Source organism: Dyadobacter sp. SRI_021, from assembly GCF_057586235.1.
Window position 1 is genome coordinate 1 of record NZ_JBYCZM010000015.1, and the last position, 21504, is coordinate 21504.

Genomic DNA, 21504 nt, shown 5'->3' on the forward strand with positions numbered 1-21504 from the left:
CACCTAGTATACGGACGAAACTCCCACATTACCAAGAAGTCTCCTCAGAACGCCAATTTGAAGAATGGCTACTGCCGTTTGTATCCTCACAAATGACCAGGCAATTGTGATAAATAGGTTTGTTTAACCGTCGACTCCACTCGTAAGGTGCATAAATAGCTCGTAAGGTAGTTCGTTTACAGAAAGGAGGTGTTTTTTAGAAAATCAACCAATTCTACCAATCCGTTGATGCAAAGCCTTGACAAGCATGTTGAGTGTTTGCTAGTCTTCTTCTACTGTGACGCGAATCGGGGCAAACCCAAAAACGCATACAGATGGAAGACAGCACTCCTTATTGAACAAGCCCCCACTAGTATTTACAGGTTGGAGTATACCCGGCTCCGACAGACGGAGTTTATATGTGAAAGAGCTTGCGTGTTTCTGAATCTATCATTCTGAGCAAAGTGACAACGGCCGAAAACCCGCGAATCTATAAGCATTTATAGCATAATAATTCTGCACAAGAAGTTAAGAACACCGTTAAGCACTCAAATTCTCACACCTGAAGCGCTTTGCAACACAAATAAAGAGGGTTGCCCGCGTATACAAGAAGTCCCTTTAGAACGCAAATTTGAGGCGCTAAATGGAGGTTGTATTAGTAATCGGATCAACTCTTTCACTACAAGTGTCAGGAGTCAGCAGAAAATTCTTAAATTCAACGTACAATCAGCGGCAGCACAAGTCTTGCGTTAACAGTAGTCAGCTCAAAGAGAAGGCATGCCAAGGACTAGAAAGGAGGATGTTTGTGAAATTGTTTGCAAATAAAAAAGCACCTACAAGTTTTATCTCGTAAGTGCTTCATTTTCAAGCTCCCGAAGCTGGGCTCGAACCAGCGACCCTCTGATTAACAGTCAGATGCTCTAACCGGCTGAGCTATTCGGGAATCATTATCCGGTTGTTGTACTCGAATTGTGGTGCAAATCTAGCAATTCAAGTTATACGGCGCAAGTGTCGGCTTTAAAAAATTATTACGCCTGAACCTTCGCGAGGATTAACTCCTTGACTTTCTTGGCATCTCCCTTCGTAAAATTATTGATAATTATTTCGGGACGCATGCGCGGGATGACCCTGATCGTCGAAAAAAACATGCCGCTGTCAATCTCTACGCCGGAGATATCTGAGTAAAACACGAAATTATCGTTACTTCTGAAAAGTTTTCTGACTTTGAAGGTTACCCCCTTCTCTCCGAACGTAATTTCGTCCGGAAAAAATGGGTTCATGAGCCCGCTGGCGCTGAATCGCTCGTTCATATTGTGGATAGGTTATTAAATGAATGCTTACAAAGGTACGTATACGACTTTCTTAGTTTCAAAGAATTCCTCCCCGAAAAAGTCGGAAAGCGCGTAAACCTGCGGCCTTTCTTTGATTTCCGAGAGCTCTTCGGCGAGGTCGCCGCCTTTGAGATATAAAATTCCGTTCCTACGGTCGTGAAAGGAATTGCGGCTGATGTTCTTTTTCACCCAACCCACAAAAGGCGCCATACGCGTCACGGCGCGGCTTACCACGAATTCGTAACTGTCGTCGAGCTTTTCGGCGCGCACCTGGTCCGCGCGTACGTTGTCGAGCTTCAATGCGTTGACGACTTCCTGTACCACTCGGATCTTCTTGCCGATGCTATCGACGAGGTGAAACTGCGCTTCGGGAAACATAATAGCCAGCGGAACGCCGGGGAAGCCGCCGCCTGTGCCTACATCGAGAATAGCCGTGCCCGGACGGAACTCCTGCACTTTGGCAATACCCAGCGAATGCAGCACGTGACGTTCGTATAGTGTGTCGATGTCCTGCCGCGAAATCACATTTACTCGGGCGTTCCAATATTCGTACAACTCGCCCATTTGCCCGAACTTGTCGCGTTGATCAGCGGTGAGATTCGGGAAATATCTATCAATCAATTCCATGATTTACGGGGTTTTCTGCTCGTCATGGTCAAAAACCCGAAAACGAGATAATAAACAAAAAGTGCAAAGTCCATCAGTAAAAAGCTGAACCATTCCACGGTTTTATCCAGCTTTACATTAATCGTGATAAGCAGGAACCACTGGATAGCCCATCTTACTCCAAAAACGATACCGAGGTATTCCAGCAACAGCATATCCTTCGTGATCAGCCCCCAGGCCAGCGTCAGCAATCCAAGCATCCAGGTAGCAATGTGCGCACCTGAAAGCATTCCGAGCAATATCTTGTTCCGGGGTTTGTAGAACCGGCTAACGGAAATATGCCGACGCTTCTGGCGGAACCAGTCTTTCCAGTTGGTTTTAGGAATGGAATAGACAAACGAGTCCTCTTCGATGGAAATCGTGGTGTTCGAGCTGGTTGCTACTTCGTTCAGGAAAATATCATCATCCCCCCCGAATACATGTTTGTGCGTGTAAAAGCCCTTGTTGGCAAAAAATACGGAGCGCTTATATAATATGTTACGGCCGACGCCCATGTACGTCATTCCAGCCAGCGTAAAAGACAGGTATTGAACGGCCGCATAGAAGGTTTCACACCTAATAAACCAATTGAGCAAGCCCTTCTGTTTGAAATAAGGAGAAAAACCCAGAACAATATCCTTGTTTTCGGTTACCCGGGAGGTCATGGCGGTTATCCAGTGGTTTGAAGCTGGTCGGCAATCGGCATCGGTCATGAGGGCGATCGGATATTTGGCCTGTTTCATTCCGACAGTCAACGCGTATTTCTTCGGCGTGACGTGATCAAACTGGTCGTTGATGCGGATATAACGGATGTTCTTCCAGCGGTTGATATTCTCCCGGATATACTCTTCACTCCCGTCGTCGGACCGGTCGTCGAGCAGGATCACCTCGTATTCGGGATACTCCTGCGCGTCCAGCAGCGGGATGAGCTCCGTCAGGTTCTCTCTTTCATTCCAGGCGCACACCAATACGGTTACTCCGGGCATGGCATTGCCATAATTAGCGCCCTTTCCGTAAAATGCCAGCCGTGTAAAGAAGAAAAGATAATAGAATAACTGAACAGCTACGAACGCTCCCAGCGCATAGAGTAAAGAATCGGCCACAACAGAAGAGAGATGTAAAATTTTACCATATTCATGCAAATATACTGTCATTGACAGGAATGTTCGAGACGTTCCTTCTATTTTTGCACACCAGCAATTTAAAACCTTTTAATGAAGTTTACATTACAAGTTGAGGATCCCCATTCGAAAGCCAGGGCCGGATTGATCGAGACGGATCATGGGGTAATTCAGACGCCCATCTTCATGCCTGTGGGTACGGCAGGAACTGTGAAGGCGGTTCACCAACGTGAACTGAAGGAGGATGTCAAGGCACAAATCATATTAGGAAACACCTATCACCTATATCTCCGCCCCGGACTTGACATTCTCGAGAAAGCCGGCGGATTGCATGCATTCAACGGCTGGGACCGGCCGATATTAACCGATAGCGGCGGTTACCAGGTTTATTCGCTGGCTGGAACAGGTCGCAAAATAAACGAAGAGGGTGTGGTATTTAAGTCACACATTGACGGTGGGGTACACACCTTCACACCCGAAAATGTAATGGACATCCAGCGTACGATCGGCGCAGACATTATTATGGCGTTTGACGAGTGCACTCCTTACCCCTGCGATTTCGGGTACGCACGAAAGTCTATGGAGATGACCCACCGCTGGCTCACGCGCTGCTGCAACCGGTTCGACAATACCGAACCGCGCTATGGCCACAGCCAGACATTATTCCCAATCGTCCAGGGAAGTGTTTATAAAGATCTGCGGAAACAATCCGCAGAATTTATTGCATCAGCGGGCCGCGAGGGCAATGCAATTGGCGGTCTTTCGGTAGGAGAGCCGGCGGAGATCATGTACGAACTTACGGAGGTAGTTTGTGATATTCTGCCAAAAGATAAACCACGCTACCTCATGGGCGTAGGCACGCCTGCAAACATCCTCGAATGCATTTCGCTGGGCGTGGACATGTTCGATTGCGTCATGCCGACCCGGAACGCACGCAATGGCATGATTTTTACAACGGAAGGAATTATTAACATTCGCAACGAAAAGTGGAAGGATGACTTGTCACCGATCGACGGAGCTCTTGGCGGGTACGTTAGTACATTTTACAGTAAGGCTTATCTGAGGCATCTTGTAAAATCCGGCGAAATGCTGGGAGCGCAGATCGCTAGCATCCATAACCTGACGTTCTATTTGTGGCTGGTTAACAGTGCGAGAGAGAAAATTATCGACGGAACTTTCGCTTCCTGGAAGCGGGAAATGGAAAAAAAATTGAATCAACGGCTTTGAAAGTTCAAAAAAGGAGGTTTCTTTCGGGTAAAATTTGAATTAAATATCAGGAAACTTTTCCATTTGTATCAACTTGCGGTTGATTAAGTGATATTGTTAACCTATTTTTGTGCGCACTAGGCATTTGGTTAATGTTACGATTAGCCGTGAAAACAATATATAACTTTACTCATAAAATTGGATATAGATCAATCCTAGTTAATCTTAATAACGCTAACTTGAATAGTATGAAAAAAGTATCCCAGTTGATTGGTTCGTTTGCCTTGGGAGCAATGATGGCGCTGCCTTCATTCGCACAGCCACTGGTGCAACCGAATTCTCCGGATTACAATCCAAAAGCGACGTACGATGGCCCCTACAAATTGAACACCTGGTCAATTTCCGCACACTTTGGCCCGACGCTCTTTTTTGGCGATTTAAGAGAATATGACTTCTGGCCTGTTACCAAAACCAACTCTGACAGCCACAAGGAATCCGGAACTTTTCAAGGAGGCCTCACACTGAACAAACAACTTTCTTACCTGTTCGGCGCTCGCCTGGACGCATCTCTGGGTAACCTGAGAGGGATGAAACGTCGTAGTTATAACCGTTACTTCGAAGGCAATTACTTTGATGTTTCGCTTTCCGGAACCGTGAACCTGAAAGGGCTTCTGATGGGTCCTAACAAAATGAAGCGCTGGAAAATCGATGCGTATGCAGGTATCGGTCAGGTGTTTTACGATGCTACGGCATACGACCTGGCAGGTGGTGTAGAACTTCGTAAAACAGGCAAAATGAACGACTGGATCGTTCCAACCGGCTTGAACATCAACTACGAAGTAACTCCAAGAATCGACATCGGTCTTGACTTCCGTTTGACTCACACCAACTCTGACTACCTCGACGCTACTTACGGTGGCGACTACGACAGAACTCAAAACAAGGTAGAGATTAAAGATCAGGTTAAAACTTCCCACAAAGGAAATTCTGAACTTGACAGCTACGGATACGGTGCGATCCAGGTAACTTATAAATTGGGTAAAAAGCCTTTGAAAGTCCAGAAAGTGGATGGCAAATGGGATTACAAACCAGAAGAAGGCGGTTATTACCACCTGCGTTACACAGATCCACGTGTACTGGTTAAGCCTCCGAAAATCCTTACACTCGAAGAAATGGACTCCGTTGCAAAAGCAAACCGTCCAAAAGATATCGACCCACGTTTGTTGCTTGATACCGACGGTGACGGTGTATCCGACTTCTTCGATAAAGAGCCAAACTCACCGGCAGGAAGCATTGTTGACGGTGCTGGTCGCGTGCTAGACTTCGATTCTTACGTGAAAAACGCATTGGCAACAGGCGCAGCTTGCTCCGAGATCTTTGCTAACGTAACATTCGATACCGACAAAAACGTATTGAAACCTGAATTCCAGGAATTGCTGAAAAACGTAGCAGCGTTGATGAACAAAAACGGATGCCGCTTGCAGCTGGCTGGTCACACCGACCGTCGTGCATCTGACCGCTACAACATCGCGCTTTCAAAACGCCGCGTAGATGCAGTGAAAAACTTCCTGATCAACGAAGCTGGTCTGCAAGACCCAAGCAAAGTGATCGTAGATTACTTCGGATCATTCAAACCTATCGCCGACAGCGCAACCCGCGCAGGTTTGCAGAAAAACCGTCGCGTAGAATTGAAACTTCTTCCCTAATAGTTGAAGGAAACGACTTAAAGAGAAAGGCTCCCGTCGGGAGCCTTTCTCTTTTTAATATATTCACACGCCAAATCAATTAGCCACATCATAACAACGCAACAGGGAATTAATGAAACAATATGATTATCTGGTAGTAGGAGCAGGTTTGTGGGGATCGGTATTTGCCCATGAGGCAACCAAACGCGGAAAGAAATGTCTGGTAATCGACCGACGCGATCATATCGGCGGCAATGTGTATTGCGAGAATGTCGAAGGCATTAATGTGCATAAGTACGGCGCCCATATATTTCACACCAACGACAAGGACATCTGGGACTACGTAAATTCCTTCGTGGAATTCAACCGGTATACCAATTCTCCGGTGGCCAACTTCAACGGTGAACTCTACAACCTTCCGTTCAACATGAACACTTTCTACCAGCTATGGAAGGTGCGTACACCGGAGGAAGCGAAGGAGAAGATCCGTCAGCAGGTGGAAGAGGCCGGTATAAAAGACCCTCAAAACCTGGAAGAGCAGGCGATCTCGCTGGTCGGGACGGACATTTACGAAAAGCTGATCAAAGCTTACACCGAGAAACAGTGGGGAAGAAAAGCGACCGAACTTCCAGCGTTCATTATCAAACGGCTCCCCGTACGGTTTACATTCGACAACAACTATTTTAACGACCGCTACCAAGGTATCCCGATCGGCGGTTACAATAAGCTCACCGAAGGACTGTTAAAAGGCGTCGACGTTCGCCTCGGTGTGGATTTCTTTAAAGAAAGAGAAGCCTTAACTGCCCTCGCAGAAACCGTCGTTTACACCGGTCCTATCGACGAGTATTTCGATTTCCGTTTCGGCCAGCTCGAATACCGCAGCCTTCGTTTTGAAAACCAACTACTGGATCAAGACAATTATCAGGGAAATGCAGTGGTGAACTATACAGATGGCGAAACGCCTTTCACCCGTATTATCGAACATAAGCACTTTGAATTCGGCACACAGCCTAAGACTGTGATTACCCACGAGTACCCACAGGAATGGGTGAAGGGCGCCGAGCCCTATTACCCAGTAAACGACGATAAGAACACGGCGGTATTCAATCAATATAAGGCCCTGGCAGCCGAAGAGCCAAACGTCATTTTTGGTGGAAGGCTTGCCGAATACCGGTACTACGATATGCACCAGGTGGTAGCGTCAGCGCTAAAAAAAGTGAAGGTACACTTCGATTCCTGAAAAATATTTTCACTAACAAAAACCTGTTTCAAGCCTCTGAAACAGGTTTTTTTTGTTTTTCCAGGAAAATTCTAAAAAATTTTTTGTAGAAGTCGCGTTACCAAAATTACAAGCCAGCGTCTAAATGCTATCACCTAAAACGTGCAGGCAATGTTGGCATCCACAATTCAAATTGCAGATTTCGCAGCATTTCAGGATTGGGCGGACCACCCACTCTGGAAGGCGATCCGATTCCGTTGGTACTGGTTCCTCATTTCACCGACGCTGTCAGTACTCGTCGGATTAACTTTCCTGCGATACAAAACGCCGCATTATACTATCACCGCGTCCTTATTAGTCCAGGACGACTCTCGAGGCAGTGATTTTCATGAAACTGCCCTATTGGAAGAACTCGGGTTACTCACCGCTACCAGCAGTGTGGAAAACGAAATTGAAATACTCAAAAGCCGGACCCTGCTGAACCAAGTTATCGCGGACCTGCACTTAACCACTCAATATTTCGCTTCCGGTCATCTCAAAACAACCGAATTGTACGAGAAAACACCTTACAGAATCAGGTTTATCAAATTTCGCCCGTCAAAGCCAGAAACCTATTACCTCAACCGACAAGCCGGCAACACATTTACGCTTCAAACGCCTGACGGTAGTTACAAAGGGTATTTTGGCAGGAAGTTAGAACTCCCGCACGGGACCGCGGTCGTCGATATCACCGGCTTCGAACCCGCTTCGGATTATCGATATTCTTTCAAAATATTAGGAACCGAAGCGGTACTCGATCATTATTCCCGCGTTTTGAGCATTCAGGCGCCCAACAAAACGGCTAGTCTGGTCAATCTGACAGTGCAGGACGTCTTGCCTGTGAAAGGCGAAGCCATTTTGAAGCAACTCATTGCACGGTACCAAAAGGCAAGTATCGGGGATAAGAACAAAGTAGCCGATAACACCATTGCCTTCATTAATACCAACCTCGCTCGCGTGTCGCACGAACTAACCCAGGTTGAGACAGACATCGAACGCTTTCGCAAACGTCACAGGGTTATCGACATGGCGGAAGACAGCCGCCAGGCGCTTCAAACAGCCGCTGTTAACGCAACGGAGGAAAAAGAGTTGGCTATCCGCTTGAAAATCGTTCAATTGCTGGAAACGCATTTGCGCGAAAAGCCGGCTGTCGTTATTCCTTCCGCATTGTACCCACAGGAAAGCAATTTTGAAGCATTAGCAGGACAATACAATGAGATGCAGCTGGCAAGGATCAGGGCGCTCGCCACACTGGCACCGGAGCATCCTCAGTTGAGATCGCTCGAAAGGCAAATAGATGTCTTGAGAAGCTACCTATTCAACGCAATTCAGCATCAAATACAGGAACTCACATTGAGCGCTGCCGCTATCCGCAAATATGCCCAAAATTCGGAGGCCGGGGTATACCAACTACCTGGACGTCAACGCGCATTTCTCTCACAATCGCGCGAGCAGGGTATTCAGCAAGAGCTGTATTTGTTCCTGCTCAAAAAACGCATGGAAACGGCGATCTCCCGCTCGGCAAACATTGCTAATGCAAGGATTATCGATCCTCCAAAGGCCAGCCGGCTTCCCGCCTATCCTAACCGCCAGTTGACCATTCTTGTAGCAGTGTTCGCAGGCATCCTGGCGCCTGCCGGCATACTGTATACCAGGCAAATCTTCAATAATAAGATCACTTCGCAGGAGGATATTCTACGGCAATGCGATGTGACGATACTCGGGGAAATCAGCCATCAAAGCCGGGCTACTTTGCTAAAAATAGAGGGCAATCGCAGTCTTGTCAGGGAGCAGTTCCGTTCCTTACGTACAAATATCCAGTTTGTGGCAGGCGCAAAGCAACATAAGGTACTATTGCTGACCTCCGCCATGGCCAACGAGGGAAAATCGTTCGTTGCCATGCACCTCGCGCATTCACTCGCACTCACAGGCAAGAAGGTACTCCTCGTCGATTTCGACCTAAGAAAACCGTCCCTGGCTATTCTGTTAAACTTACAACCCGAAGGCGTTGCAGAATGTATCGCATTGGGAGACGAGCCGCTCATTCAACGAAACGCGCCCGGAGCACCTTTTGACTTCCTCGCAGCCGGGCAGCAACATCCGGGAACGGGCGAAATAATGCTATCGCCCAAAATCTCCGACCTTATTTCAACATTTAAAATCGCCTATGATTATGTACTATTGGATAGCCCGCCTGTCGGCCTGGTAGCCGATGCCCGTCTCCTCGGCGCACATGCCGATATGACATTATACATCGTCCGGCAGCATTTCACCTTCATTCGTCAACTCGCTGAAATACAAAGGACTCGTAATCAGTCGCTTCTACCTGATGTACATATCGTTCTTAATGGCGCCCGCAGCTTGCCTCCATATCAATACAATTACTATTAATATCCATTTAATCAACTAAACACACCTATGAAACAACACATTTATGTTATCGGCGAAGTTGGCCAGGCGCACGAAGGCAGCATCGGTCTCGCACATGCGTACGTTGACGCGCTCGCCCACGCAGGAGCCAATGCCGCTAAGTTCCAGGTCCACATTGCCGACGCGGAGAGCAGTATTTACGAAGATTTCCGGGTCAAAATGCCCTACCAAAACGGCTCGCGTTTCGACTACTGGAAAAGCATGGAATTCAGCCCGGATGAATGGGACGGACTCAAAAAACACTGCGAAAAAGCAGGGCTGGACTTTCTCGCAAGTCCGTTCTCGCTGGCCGCAGTACAATTACTCAACGAAATCGGAGTGTTCGGTTTTAAAATCGGCTCCGGGGAAGTGGATAATCTACCCATGCTCGATAAGGTAGCAGGCACCGGAAAGCCCGTCATATTATCGTCGGGGCTTAGCTCATGGAAAGAGCTGGACCAGGCCGTTGATTTTCTGCAATCGCGCGGAACGCCGGTTTCCATCCTTCAATGCACAACGGCTTATCCCACCAAGCCACATCAATGGGGGCTGAACGTCATGTTTGAAATGAGCCAGCGCTACCAGGTTGCGGTGGGCTTCTCCGACCACTCAGGCGATATTTTCGCATGCCTCGCCGCGGCTGCTCTCGGCGCGCGCCTGCTCGAATTCCACGTTACGTTCGATAAGCGAATGAGCAATCCCGATGCCTCTTCGTCACTGACTTTGCGACAAGCAGCCACCCTGATCGCGGGCGTCCGTAAAATCGAAACTGCCTTGAACTTTCCCGTAAATAAGGATGCAAATGCCGCTTTTTCAAGGATGAAGAGCATGTTTGGCAAGTCACTGGCCGTTAACCGAGATTTGCGGAAGGGCGAGCAAATTCAATGCTCGGATCTCGAAACTAAAAAGCCGGCTGGCTTCGGAATGCCGGCAGCAAGGTACCAGGAGGTTTTGGGTAAAACACTCGTGAAGGATATCGCGAAATGGGAGTTCCTCACCGAAAACCATCTTTGCCATGCGTAAAATCTGCGTTGTACTCACCGCCCGGGCCAGTTACAGCCGGGTTAAAACCGTACTGACGGCCATCCACGCCCATCCTAACCTTTTATTACAGATTGTTGTAACCGGCAGTGCTTTAATAGATAGGTTTGGAAACATTCTTCCGCAACTGGAAGCGGAGAACTTACCGGTTTCAGCCATTATACCAAACCTGCTGGATGTGGAAAGCGACACCGCCTCCGCCAAAACAACCGGACTGGCTGTCGTCGAACTGGCTACGTTTTTTGCCAATCATCGTCCGGATGTGGTGGTTACCGTCGCCGACCGGTTCGAAACCATCGCAACGGCTATTGCGGCTGTCAATATGAACATCCCGCTCGCTCACATTCAGGGCGGCGAAATTACCGGCAACATCGACGATCGGATCAGAAACAGCATTTCCCAACTGGCCGACCTGCATTTTACAGCGACCGAAAGTGCGCGGGCACGTCTCATTCACATGGGGCTTTTACCGCACAAGGTTTACCACACCGGCTGCCCATCAATAGACCTGGTATATCAACATAAAAATCTTGATTTCAACCCGTACGCAACCTATGGAGGTGTGGGATCAAAACCGGATTTGAGTGCCCCGTATCTGATGGTCCTGCAACATCCCGTAACCACAGAAGCAGCACATTCCAAATGGCAGATCGACAATACCTTACATGCTATGGCAGCTCTGAATATGCCCGTCCTTTGGTTCTGGCCCAATGCCGACTCTGGAACCGCTGGTACCGCCCGGGGCATACGGGCATTTCGAGAGCAGTATCCCGGTCTTCCCTTTCATTTTTTCAAAAACATGGAATCTGCTCACTTCATGCAATTGCTCAGAAAATGTGCATGCTTTGTTGGTAATTCCAGTGTCGGGATACGAGAATGCAGCGCATTGGGTGTGCCGGCGGTGAACATCGGAAGCAGGCAAAACGGCCGCGAACGCGGCCCGAATGTTACGGATTGCATACCGGAAACCGAGATTATTATATCCGCCGTCCGGCGCCAGCTTGCGCATGGGCCTTTCGCGCCTGTAACGCTATATGGGAAAGGCAACGCCGGAGAGCAGATTGCCCGGCAGCTCGCGACGATTCCATTTATCCTCAAAAAACACCTTCTCACTACCTAATGACGGCATTTCAAAAAGTCCTGGGCCTCATTCCGGCGAGAATGGGGTCCAAAGGCGTTCCCGGCAAGAATATGAAGTTGCTTGACGGAATGCCGCTGATCCAGTACACTTTTGAAGCAGCGGAGCGGTCGCAATTGCTGGATACGATCCTGGTTTCAACAGATTGCCCGGAAACCGCATTCTTTGCCAATTGTTTTGCCAAAATAACCGCGCCGTTTTTACGACCGGCGAACCTGGCGACGGACTACTCGCCTATGATCGATGTGATTACCCATGCGCTGAATTATGCGGAAGAGCATGGAGGCTGCTTTGAATACATCGTATTACTCCAACCCACCTGCCCGTTCCGCGCACCAGGCATTATCGACGACACTGTCCGCTACATCGTCCAGCAAAATGCGGACAGCCTCGTCACCTTGCGAAAAATCCCCGATGCCTTCAACCCCTACTGGGCGTATGCTTTCGGGGAAAACGGGCTTGAAAGAGTATCCGAACATCCAACATTTACCCGACGGCAGGATCTCCCCGCGACCTATCACCGCGACGGTGAGATCTACATTACGCGCACGTCACTCATTTGCGAGGGGCTGATTACCGGTGGTAAAACAGCGACCTGGTTGAATAATCATGCATTTGGGATCAATATCGACACGCCAGTCGACTGGACACTGGCAGAAAACCTTGTTCAACAATGGAAAGAGCTAACCAAAAACATATTCTCGTACTAATAACCAACCCTTTTGCGATCATCAATGTAATTCATTCCGGGCTGTTGGCCGCGCTTGAAGAGCATTACAGGATTTCCATTATGTCGGATTTACTGACAACCGCCGATATCGAGCGGTTCAATAGGCATTTCCGGTTAAATATGAACCTGCTGCCGTTGCCGGTCCCGACCGTTTCAAAGCCTCTAAAATGGCTTAGGAGCATCCAGATGCTGCTTTTTGGCCATTATTTTAATCTGGAAACCATCCGTATCAAACTCATGGAACGGAGTCTGGTCGCTCATCGGCTTTTCTGCATTTCCCAAAGGAGCCTCACACTCACATTTCTCAGCGGCTCGCTATTGAGCTTTATCAGGAACTGGCTCATTCGTCGCACCACGTTGCCGGGTGTTGGTACCTTGGCTGCCGAATATCACTTCCAGGCATTGATCTCAACTTCCCCACTCGATCTGCGCGAGAATACTGTGACCAATTCGCTCCAAGCGCATGGAATCCCCTGCATATCGATCATCATCAGTTGGGATAACCTGACTTCCAAAGGCGTCATCAATGCTAAATCTGACATGGTACTGGTTTGGAACAAACAGATCGCTTTCGAATATGACCGGTTCTACACCACTTTGGGAGATCGTACGCTGATACGCATTACCGGCGTCCCGAGATTCGACACCTACTTTCGGGAAGTATCGTATCGAAGTCAGCGCTCCGTCGATATATCAGCGATCGGGCTGCCGACACGAGTCATCCTTTTCGCGACAGGCGCTACCAAACACCATTCCTGTCAAAACTACATTATCCACGACCTTCTCGACTACGCGGAAAAGCACGCCGACATTGTGATTCTGGTAAGATGCCATCCGGGTGACGATCCGAGGCGGTACGATCACTTCCGCGATATTGAAAACGTTCGCTTTTTCCAACCATTTGGTCATCATAAAAATCAGATACCGCCCACCGATTTCCTTGAAATACTGTACTCGCAATTGGCAAGCTGCGCGGTATGCGTGCAGGTCGCATCCACTATGTTGCTGGACGCCCTGGCCTGTAACAAACCCAGCATCAGCATCGCCTATGATGCACATACAGGCGTGCATTATGCGAGATCGGTGAAACGGTTTTACGATTATTCCCATCAACAGCTGCTTCCTGATCATCTGAAAGCGCAAACCGTTTACCATCGTCGGGAGCTGTTTAAGAAACTGGATGAAATATCACTGGGCCACAATGTTCGCGGCAACCTCAGAAATGTGGTAAAACCAGCGATTCACCAAGCTACACCCGATGCTGTGCAAATAACCACCCAATGCATCCGGGAATGGTTAGGATGATCATCGCGGCGGGAACCATAGGCTTGCTATCCATCGGCATTGGATGGATTATCCTATTGCTGTTCGATTCATTGCGCATTTTCGGTGGAAGTACATTTCAAACTGTATTCGTCTTCGGTTTCTATACTTATTGCATTGCCGTACTGATCGTCCCATCGGAACACAAACTTTTTTATGTGCTAAGCATCCCGGTTCTGAGCCAGTTTTTACACCTGTTTCAGAAATATGACTTCCCTGCCGGAGCCAATTCACTATGGCGGCTGCTTCCTTTTCTAGTGGCTGACCTCTACATCTTATCCGTCCTGATCCGGTTTAAAGCGAACCTTACGAGGGCTGAAAAGAGCCTGACAGCATCGTGGGTGGCATTTAATTTCCTGTCTGTCGCTATTTCTCCGAACCTCGCAGGAATCATCACCGGCGCTTTTACTTTGCTCCTCGTCACCATTCCCTTGTATTTCCTATATCTCAGCATTATTTCGCGGCATCCGGCGTTTCCGGTCAATCTGGAACGATCGCTTTGTCTCACCTTCATCGTGCTGGCTATCGGGACATTGGGCCTCGTGTATTTCGGTGCACAATACAAAGGCGCGAGCAACCTTTTGGTAACCCGTAACATTTCAGATACCAACGTAACAATGGCCTATTTCATACTTCTTTGGCCATTTGCGATAGGTTACGCTATGCGCTCGGCACATTCCTGGCTCGCAGCACCACTATTGATTCTTCTTTTTCTGCTGGTGGTTATATTGTCCTTTTCACGCGGCGCGGTCTTTATTGTGCTGCCTTATCTCCTCGCTTCAATTTGGGCTGTGAGTGATTGGAAGCACAAGCTTCGGTTTGTGACGCTAGTTGTTGTAATCAGCGCAGGTTTCAATAATCTGATTCATCTTATTAATTCGGATCTGGCGTATTCATGGCAATTGCGTTTTGCGGACTTTCGAACTGTTGGGCCCGATTTGCAAAAGATTCAGGAGGTTAGCGGAAGAGCCGAGATCCGACGGCTGGCATACGACCTGTTTCTAGAAAGTCCGCTTTTTGGGCATGGGACAGGGAGTTTCGAGCTGCTCGGCCCAGGCTACCGCGAAGCGCATTCAATGTTTTTCACGATTCTGGCGGAGCAAGGGCTAATCGGGATATTGTATCTGTATGGGCTGTTCTCGGCATTGGGCTATTATCTGGTCAAAGCGACAGCGGGCCCATACCGGATACTACCTATGGCCTTGAGTGTCTACCTGGGGTTTGTCCATTCGGTTGGATATGTCTTTGTAATCATACCCGCCAAAAGCCTCACAATCAATTGCATTGCACCTATACTGCTTGTCTGCATTTATTATTATTCCAAAAGCATCAAAAACAAATCTGTTCCTACCGATGGCTAAACTGTTGATTATCGGAAAAACACCACCGCCGATCGGAGGCGTGAGTATACACGTGCAGCGACTTATACGGCGTCTGCGGCAAATGGGATTCAACTTCGAATTTTGCGACTGCGGAAGGACCTCGGCACTGAAAATTCTCTTCAAAATAGCCACACATAGGACCATTCACATCCATTTTTCGAACCCCGCGGCGCAAGCGGTGTTGGCCGTTTTGTGCCGGCTCACAGGCAAAAAACTGATCATCACCTATCACGGATGCTGGGACAGATACCGGGCTCCCGGAAACTGGGCAGTCAAATTATCAGTACGCCTCGCGCATGTGCCGATTGTACAGGAGCGCATGAGCCTGCTTCACGCGTTACGCTACAACCCTCGCACACGCGAGATTTCAACTTACATCGCTGACCACGAAATACAACCGCTACCCGGCCCCTTGCAAGCAATACTAACATCCCGTCGCAAGTATTACCGCGCGACCTTCTGCACGAATGCCTGGAATGTGACATTTGATAAAAACGACCGGGAGATCTACGGCATTTCCGAAATGGTCAAACGCTTCACACGTTGCCCAGCGTATCAACTTCTCGTATCCGATCCATCCGGCCGATACCGATCGTATATCGAACAATGCGCTACACACATTCCAAGCAATGTGTTTTTTATCAACCACTTACACGATTTCAAAAGTATTTTGCTGCTCTCCGAGGCATTTATCCGAAATACTACTACCGACGGCGTATCCTTGTCGGTTCACGAGGCCCGCGAACTGGGAATACCCGTCCTGGCATCGGCGGCAGTACAGAGGCCACCATTTTGCAGTGTTTTCAATAACTTTTCGAGAACCGATTTGGAAGCAAAACTGGAAGAAGCAAAACGGCTGATTGCCGTACCCTGCGAATCACCCGACGTAGTAGCCACGCTTGTTGAGTTGTATCGCGAAATTGAGGGAAGTGATACTAATTAACTGATAAACAGCCTATAAAAAACAAAGGCATAGAAAAATTTCCATGCCCTGTTTCACACTATACACACACTATATTTTTAATATCTATATATCGCTCAGATAAATTTCAAATTGAATTTCATTACCGCAAAATAACAAACTAAAGTAATCAGAAAAAAACTTTAGAATGCGAATTTCTAAATTCTCCTCAGAAAATAATGGACATTTCCTTAAAAATTTTCTCACTGAATGCCTTGTACCTCAAAATTACGGAAAATTGGCGTAATTATTGCTCAAACTACTCTGCCTGATTACTTTCGTACAATTAACACTCACCGACTCATTCATGGAATCACTTTTTACCACCGACGCACTCATCAGTTTACTAACCTTGACGTTGCTGGAAGTCGTCCTTGGGATAGACAACGTAATTTTCATCACAATCGTTTCGGGTAAACTGCCTGTCAATCAAAGAAAAAAAGCACAAAACAATGGTTTGCTCATCGCACTGGTGCTGCGGATCGCGCTTTTATTTGCCATTTCGTGGGTCATCGGGCTCAAAGAGGACGTTCTAACCCTGTTTGGCCATGGTTTTAGCGGACGTGACCTGATCCTGCTCGGCGGCGGGCTTTTCCTGCTTTACAGCACCACCAAGGAAATTCACCACAAACTCGAAGGTGAGCCGGAAGACCTGCCATCGGGCGATATTTCGGATAAAAAATCGATGTCGTTTGGCAGCGCCCTCGTTCAGATCGCATTGCTGAACATTATCTTCTCGTTCGACTCCGTGTTGACGGCCGTCGGTCTGGTGAAAGAGGTTCCGATTATGATCATTGCCGTGATTGCATCCACGTTCATTATGATTGCTTTTGCAGCCAAAATCGGAGATTTTGTAAATAATCACCCTTCCATCAAAATTTTAGCGCTGTCATTTTTGTTGATGATTGGCACGCTGCTCGTGGCAGAAGCATTTCATTACGAAATTCCGAAAGGCTACGCCTATTTCGCGATGGCATTCTCGTTCTTCGTAGAATTGCTCAATATGAGGCTGGATAAGAAGAAAAATCCGGTGAAGCTGCGCGATCGCGTGAACTGACCATTTATAAAATTATGCGCATTAACCCCGAAACGGTAGAGAGGATCAAGCACGCTGCGGATATTGTGGAAGTGGTAGGGGATTTTGTGTCCTTAAAAAAAAAGGGCGCCAACTATTCGGCTTGCTGCCCGTTTCACAATGAGAAAACGCCATCCTTTAACGTCAACCCTGTAAGGCAGATCTATAAGTGTTTTGGCTGTGGGGCTGCTGGCGATTCCATTAAATTCGTGATGGACATCGACGGTATCGGCTATGGCGAAGCATTGCGATACCTGGCCGGTAAGTACAATATCGAAATTGAGGAAGAGGAACTGACCGACGAAGAAACTATCCGGCAGAATGTGCGGGAGAGTTTGTACATCATCCTCAATTATGCCAAAAACTATTACCAGCACCAGCTCCACAACAGCGAGGAAGGCCAGGCGATCGGCCTGAGCTATTTCCGGGAGCGCGGTTTTACGAATGAAATCCGTAAGAAATTCGAGCTGGGTTACAGTCTTGATAACTGGGATTCTTTCTCCAAAGAAGCATTAGAAAAGGGTTACTCGGCCGAAATTCTTGAAAAAGCGGGCCTCTTAATCCATAAGGAAGGTAGCCAAACGGCCGGTTACGACCGCTTCCGCGGCAGGGTTATTTTCCCGATCCATAACATCGCGGGTAAGACGATCGCATTCGGCGCAAGGATATTAAAGACTGATAAAAATCAGCCGAAATACCTCAACTCGCCCGAAACGGAAGTTTACCACAAAAGCGAAGTCCTTTACGGCATTTACCAGGCTAAGAACGCCATCCGCAGCCTGGAACATTGTTATCTGGTCGAGGGATACACGGATGTTATCTCCCTGCACCAGGCGGGGATCGAGAACGTCGTCGCTTCATCCGGAACTTCGCTCACTGTCGAGCAAATCCGGCTGATCGGTCGTTTTACGCCCAACATCACCATTTTGTATGATGGCGATATGGCGGGTATCAAAGCGGCTCTGCGTGGTCTGGACCTGGTTTTGGAAGAAGGTTTGAATGTAAATGTCGTCCTTTTTCCTGACAATGAGGATCCCGACAGCTACGTCCGCAGAGTTGGCGCCGAGGCATTCAAAGCGCATTTGAAAAAAGCCTCGAAGGACTTCATCACTTTTAAAACGGAAATTCTGTTGCAGGACGCAGGCAACGATCCTTTCCGGCTGGCAGCGGTGATCCAGGAAGTCGTCAACAGCATCGTCAAAATCCCCGATGCGATAAAAAGGCAGGTGTTTTTCCACCGCACATCGGAAATGATGCGGGTGGACGAGCAAATGCTGATCACCGAAGGCAATAAGCTGATGCGAAAGCAGCAGACTGCCAAATCAACCGAACGGCAACCCCGGCAAAGCAATACAGGTTCAGGGCTTGCCAGTCCGGGGTTTGCACCTCCGGAACGGTCCGTCCCGGAAGGGCCGAACGACCTGGACGCATTGTTCAGCGATGGATTCGGGCCGTTTGCGGGCGAGCCGGATGCCAATCCGTTCGTGCCGGAAGAAACTGCTCCCGAAACATTCCAGCGGACGAAGCTGCATTACCAGGAGGAAGCCTTCGTGCGCCTGCTCGTCGTGCACGGCGCGCGCGAGTTGGAGCCGAGCATTACAGTTTGTCAGTATGTGCTAGGTCAAATCGAGGGAATCGAGCTGAAAGACCCTGTTTTCAGCCACTTGCTGACCCTGTTCCGTGAAAATTTCACCCGGAACCATGTCCTGACCACCGACTACTTCCTGCAACACCACGAAGCGGATATCAGGAACCTGACCATCGAGTGGCTGACTCAGAAACACGAACTCAGCGAACTGTGGCAGGAGAAATACGAGATTTACGTGCCGTTTGAGACAGACGTGCTGGACAAAACGGCATTCAATAATATTCTCAGGCTAAAAAAAGCATTCGTTGAAGAGAAAATGAAGGTTTGCCTGCAACAAGCGGTACACGCGCAGACGGAAGAGGAACAACATGCCATTATGACGGAATTTATGTTCTACAAAGGCATTAGCATGGCAGCCGCCAAGGAATTGGGAAGCGTAATCGGATAATCAACCTAAATATTCGCTGTCATGAAAAATACCCTGGCCTTCTTGTGCCTTTTTTTGCTGATTACCGCGTGCAGTCCATCCTATAAATTACTGAAAGTAAAAAAAGAAGACTCCTTCAAGCTCTCTGACTTCCCTACTTACGGCTTCTATGATATCGAAGCCAAAGGCGATACGGTTTCCCAAAACTTTGAAAAAAACGTGAACATTATCAAGGAAGCCATTGCCAAAAACCTGCAAGCCCGCGGACTCGACGAGGCCCGTGACCCCAGCCTGAAAATCAATATTGCATTGAATGTGCAAGAACAATTGCAAACCCGGCAAACAGATTTCCGCACCGACGGCCTGCCGCGCTACATGGGCCAACGACGCTATTCCTGGAAGAGCGAAGAAGTCGTAACCGGCAAATACCGTGAAGGTACCATTGTGATCGACCTGGTGGACGCTGCGAATAACCGGATGGTATGGCAAGGAGGAGCGAGCGGCATTATTCCTGAAAAGACGAAGAGCTTTGCTCAGGATATCAACCAGGTAGTCAGCGAAATAATAGCCAAAATACCTTAATTAAGGGCAATAAAAAGGGTCGCTTCATTATCGGAAACAACCCTTTCAATGTCGTGAATATCGGAGTTACTAAGCATTGTTGTTGACTACACCGCGCGCTTTTTCACTTACGCTATCGGCCACACCATTTGCTTTTTCTTTCGCGCTGCTTACGTTTTTCAGGAACCCGTCTTTAAGTCTGTCGGCAAGGTGAGACAGTTCTTCAAGGCTTTTCTCATATTTATCCTTCGCGTTTCCGCCCAGGTCATTTGCCTTATTCTTGATCAATTTGCGGGTTTCTTTTCCGTTTTTAGGAGCTACCAAAAGGCCAATCGCGATGCCTGTCAACAGTGCTCCGATCGAGCCAATCAAAAATTTTTGGTTCTTGTTCATACGAATTCCCTATTTTGTGTTGATAAAACATTAGAACTGAAAATAACAAAATACTGTGCCACTTCGCAAGTCAGCGCGCCGATTTTCCACAAACGGCATTTTCACATTCCTGCTTTCGTCCCTATTACTGATTACGGCGGGTGAGAGCACGGCGCAATGGAAGGTCATCGATATCAAAACGAAGATCCATATGCGTGCAGTACACGCGGTATCGCCTACCGTCTGCTGGATTGGCGGCACACGGGGCACTGTTTTGAAGACTACCAACGGCGGGCATACCTGGACAACCTACAAAGTTTCCGGCGCCGACTCGCTCGACTTCCGCGACATCCACGCATTCGATAAGCAGGTCGCGATCGCAATGAGCGCCGGTGAATCGGAAAAAGACAAAGCGAAAATCTACAAAACAGAGGATGGCGGAGAAAGCTGGAAGCTTGTGTACCAAACTACACAGAATGGGGTTTTTCTGGATGGAATCGACTTTTGGGATAAAAATAAAGGCATTTGCCTCGGCGACCCGACTCAGGGCAGACTGTTCATTCTCACAACTGAAGACGGCGGTAACAACTGGCAGGAACTCCCGCTCGACAAACGCCCGGTAGCCGAGGCCGGCGAAGCATGCTTTGCGGCGAGCGGTACATCCATCCTTACCAACGGCAAAGGCGTGGCCTTCATAGGCACCGGCGGCAGCAAAATGGCGCGGGTCTTCAGAACAGAAGATTACGGCCAGAGCTGGCAAGTATCCTCCACGCCACTACCCGCCGGACCGACAAGCGGCATTTTCGGATTGAGATTTTGGTCTAAAAAAAATGGAATAGCCGTAGGCGGAGATTATAAAAAGACCACCGACTCTACGCAAAACGTACTTCTCACGGCGGACGGTGGCGTTACATGGACACTATCAGGCATGACCAAACCCACCGGCCTGAAAGAATCAGTAGCCATTTACCACAAAACCAACGCGACCTGGAACGGCGACACACAAATCCGCTCGGACAACTATGCACTGGTGGCCTCCGGCCCTTCCGGCAACAGCGTCTCCCTGGACCGAGGGAAAAGCTGGATTTCGCTCGGCACAGAGGGTTTTCATGCACTAAGTTTCGCTGGAAATGTGGGCTACGGAGTTGGAGCCAATGGTTTAATTGGTAAAATCGAGAAGATCTCCTCCAAAAAGAAAAAGAAGAAGCTGGTGCTGGTGGAGCAGTAGCTTCTTCTCTTGCAGTTTAATTCGTGTTCATTCTCGGTCGGCCG

The 21504-nt window shown here is 48.4% G+C and carries 18 protein-coding genes and 1 tRNA gene; 14 read left to right on the forward strand and 5 right to left on the reverse strand.

Features of this window, described 5'->3' with window-relative positions; translation table 11 throughout:
- Positions 1-848 precede the first annotated feature (848 nt).
- The 4 genes from AC2YIT_RS29155 to AC2YIT_RS29170 form a co-directional block, all read right to left on the reverse strand.
- Positions 849-922: transfer RNA gene (locus AC2YIT_RS29155), tRNA-Asn, on the reverse strand.
- Positions 923-1007: 85 nt separating this feature from the next.
- Positions 1008-1289 carry a hypothetical protein gene (locus AC2YIT_RS29160; RefSeq protein ID WP_090381752.1) on the reverse strand — a complete coding sequence of 94 codons (282 nt, stop codon included), beginning with the start codon at positions 1287-1289 and terminating at the stop codon, positions 1008-1010.
- Positions 1290-1316: 27 nt separating this feature from the next.
- Positions 1317-1937: a 16S rRNA (guanine(527)-N(7))-methyltransferase RsmG gene (gene rsmG, locus AC2YIT_RS29165; protein ID WP_430849799.1), complete on the reverse strand. Its 621-nt coding sequence runs from the start codon at positions 1935-1937 to the stop codon at positions 1317-1319.
- Positions 1928-3109, reverse strand: a complete 1182-nt coding sequence (locus AC2YIT_RS29170) for a glycosyltransferase (protein ID WP_487281520.1) — start codon at positions 3107-3109, stop codon at positions 1928-1930. The genes rsmG and AC2YIT_RS29170 overlap by 10 nt, the downstream gene beginning before the upstream one ends.
- 60 nt (positions 3110-3169) lie before the next feature.
- On the opposite strand from AC2YIT_RS29170, the gene tgt reads away from it, so the two are divergent.
- From tgt to AC2YIT_RS29235, 13 genes are all read left to right on the forward strand, one after another.
- Complete coding sequence (tgt, locus tag AC2YIT_RS29175) at positions 3170-4303, forward strand: tRNA guanosine(34) transglycosylase Tgt (protein ID WP_430849803.1); 1134 nt, start codon at positions 3170-3172, stop codon at positions 4301-4303.
- 227 nt (positions 4304-4530) lie between these two features.
- Positions 4531-5988, forward strand: a complete 1458-nt coding sequence (locus tag AC2YIT_RS29180) for an OmpA family protein (protein ID WP_430849805.1) — start codon at positions 4531-4533, stop codon at positions 5986-5988.
- Positions 5989-6100: 112 nt separating this feature from the next.
- Complete coding sequence (gene glf, locus AC2YIT_RS29185; protein WP_430849807.1) at positions 6101-7207, forward strand: UDP-galactopyranose mutase; 1107 nt, start codon at positions 6101-6103, stop codon at positions 7205-7207.
- 150 nt (positions 7208-7357) lie between these two features.
- Positions 7358-9616: a GumC family protein gene (locus tag AC2YIT_RS29190; protein WP_487281521.1), complete on the forward strand. Its 2259-nt coding sequence runs from the start codon at positions 7358-7360 to the stop codon at positions 9614-9616.
- A 27-nt stretch (positions 9617-9643) separates the two neighbouring features.
- Entirely contained in the window at positions 9644-10657 is a 1014-nt protein-coding gene (locus AC2YIT_RS29195) for an N-acetylneuraminate synthase family protein (protein ID WP_487281522.1), read from the forward strand.
- Positions 10650-11795: a UDP-N-acetylglucosamine 2-epimerase gene (gene neuC, locus AC2YIT_RS29200; protein ID WP_487281523.1), complete on the forward strand. Its 1146-nt coding sequence runs from the start codon at positions 10650-10652 to the stop codon at positions 11793-11795. Before AC2YIT_RS29195 ends, neuC begins: the two co-directional genes overlap by 8 nt.
- Positions 11795-12523, forward strand: a complete 729-nt coding sequence (locus AC2YIT_RS29205; protein ID WP_487281524.1) for an acylneuraminate cytidylyltransferase family protein — start codon at positions 11795-11797, stop codon at positions 12521-12523. Before neuC ends, AC2YIT_RS29205 begins: the two co-directional genes overlap by 1 nt.
- A complete protein-coding gene (locus tag AC2YIT_RS29210) occupies positions 12487-13848 on the forward strand; it encodes a hypothetical protein (protein WP_487281525.1) in 1362 nt (453 codons plus the stop codon). Before AC2YIT_RS29205 ends, AC2YIT_RS29210 begins: the two co-directional genes overlap by 37 nt.
- Positions 13836-15227, forward strand: a complete 1392-nt coding sequence (locus AC2YIT_RS29215; RefSeq protein WP_487281526.1) for an O-antigen ligase family protein — start codon at positions 13836-13838, stop codon at positions 15225-15227. Before AC2YIT_RS29210 ends, AC2YIT_RS29215 begins: the two co-directional genes overlap by 13 nt.
- Positions 15220-16191, forward strand: coding sequence for a glycosyltransferase family protein (locus AC2YIT_RS29220; protein WP_487281527.1), 972 nt, complete (start codon positions 15220-15222; stop codon positions 16189-16191). Before AC2YIT_RS29215 ends, AC2YIT_RS29220 begins: the two co-directional genes overlap by 8 nt.
- Positions 16192-16516: 325 nt before the next feature.
- Positions 16517-17266 (forward strand): TerC family protein, encoded by a 750-nt coding sequence (locus tag AC2YIT_RS29225; protein WP_430849823.1) that lies wholly within the window; start codon positions 16517-16519, stop codon positions 17264-17266.
- 14 nt (positions 17267-17280) lie between these two features.
- A complete protein-coding gene (dnaG, locus tag AC2YIT_RS29230) occupies positions 17281-19320 on the forward strand; it encodes a DNA primase (RefSeq protein ID WP_487281528.1) in 2040 nt (679 codons plus the stop codon).
- Positions 19321-19341: 21 nt separating this feature from the next.
- Positions 19342-19881, forward strand: a complete 540-nt coding sequence (locus AC2YIT_RS29235) for a DUF4136 domain-containing protein (RefSeq protein ID WP_487281529.1) — start codon at positions 19342-19344, stop codon at positions 19879-19881.
- A 69-nt stretch (positions 19882-19950) separates the two neighbouring features.
- On the opposite strand, the gene AC2YIT_RS29240 is transcribed toward AC2YIT_RS29235, so the two are convergent.
- Positions 19951-20253, reverse strand: a complete 303-nt coding sequence (locus tag AC2YIT_RS29240) for a YtxH domain-containing protein (RefSeq protein WP_430849829.1) — start codon at positions 20251-20253, stop codon at positions 19951-19953.
- A gap of 55 nt (positions 20254-20308) precedes the next feature.
- Here AC2YIT_RS29240 and AC2YIT_RS29245 point away from each other — a divergent pair, with 55 nt between their 5' ends.
- Positions 20309-21460 carry a WD40/YVTN/BNR-like repeat-containing protein gene (locus AC2YIT_RS29245; protein ID WP_487281530.1) on the forward strand — a complete coding sequence of 384 codons (1152 nt, stop codon included), beginning with the start codon at positions 20309-20311 and terminating at the stop codon, positions 21458-21460.
- Positions 21461-21504: the final 44 nt, after the last annotated feature.

Coding starts and splice junctions, on each gene's coding strand:
- AC2YIT_RS29160 (WP_090381752.1), bottom strand. CDS start 1,289: ATGAACGAGCGATTCAGCGCCAGCGGGCTCATGAACCCATTTTTTCCG.
- rsmG (WP_430849799.1), bottom strand. CDS start 1,937: ATGGAATTGATTGATAGATATTTCCCGAATCTCACCGCTGATCAACGC.
- AC2YIT_RS29170 (WP_487281520.1), bottom strand. CDS start 3,109: ATGACAGTATATTTGCATGAATATGGTAAAATTTTACATCTCTCTTCT.
- tgt (WP_430849803.1), top strand. CDS start 3,170: ATGAAGTTTACATTACAAGTTGAGGATCCCCATTCGAAAGCCAGGGCC.
- AC2YIT_RS29180 (WP_430849805.1), top strand. CDS start 4,531: ATGAAAAAAGTATCCCAGTTGATTGGTTCGTTTGCCTTGGGAGCAATG.
- glf (WP_430849807.1), top strand. CDS start 6,101: ATGAAACAATATGATTATCTGGTAGTAGGAGCAGGTTTGTGGGGATCG.
- AC2YIT_RS29190 (WP_487281521.1), top strand. CDS start 7,358: ATGTTGGCATCCACAATTCAAATTGCAGATTTCGCAGCATTTCAGGAT.
- AC2YIT_RS29195 (WP_487281522.1), top strand. CDS start 9,644: ATGAAACAACACATTTATGTTATCGGCGAAGTTGGCCAGGCGCACGAA.
- neuC (WP_487281523.1), top strand. CDS start 10,650: ATGCGTAAAATCTGCGTTGTACTCACCGCCCGGGCCAGTTACAGCCGG.
- AC2YIT_RS29205 (WP_487281524.1), top strand. CDS start 11,795: ATGACGGCATTTCAAAAAGTCCTGGGCCTCATTCCGGCGAGAATGGGG.
- AC2YIT_RS29210 (WP_487281525.1), top strand. CDS start 12,487: ATGGAAAGAGCTAACCAAAAACATATTCTCGTACTAATAACCAACCCT.
- AC2YIT_RS29215 (WP_487281526.1), top strand. CDS start 13,836: ATGGTTAGGATGATCATCGCGGCGGGAACCATAGGCTTGCTATCCATC.
- AC2YIT_RS29220 (WP_487281527.1), top strand. CDS start 15,220: ATGGCTAAACTGTTGATTATCGGAAAAACACCACCGCCGATCGGAGGC.
- AC2YIT_RS29225 (WP_430849823.1), top strand. CDS start 16,517: ATGGAATCACTTTTTACCACCGACGCACTCATCAGTTTACTAACCTTG.
- dnaG (WP_487281528.1), top strand. CDS start 17,281: ATGCGCATTAACCCCGAAACGGTAGAGAGGATCAAGCACGCTGCGGAT.
- AC2YIT_RS29235 (WP_487281529.1), top strand. CDS start 19,342: ATGAAAAATACCCTGGCCTTCTTGTGCCTTTTTTTGCTGATTACCGCG.
- AC2YIT_RS29240 (WP_430849829.1), bottom strand. CDS start 20,253: ATGAACAAGAACCAAAAATTTTTGATTGGCTCGATCGGAGCACTGTTG.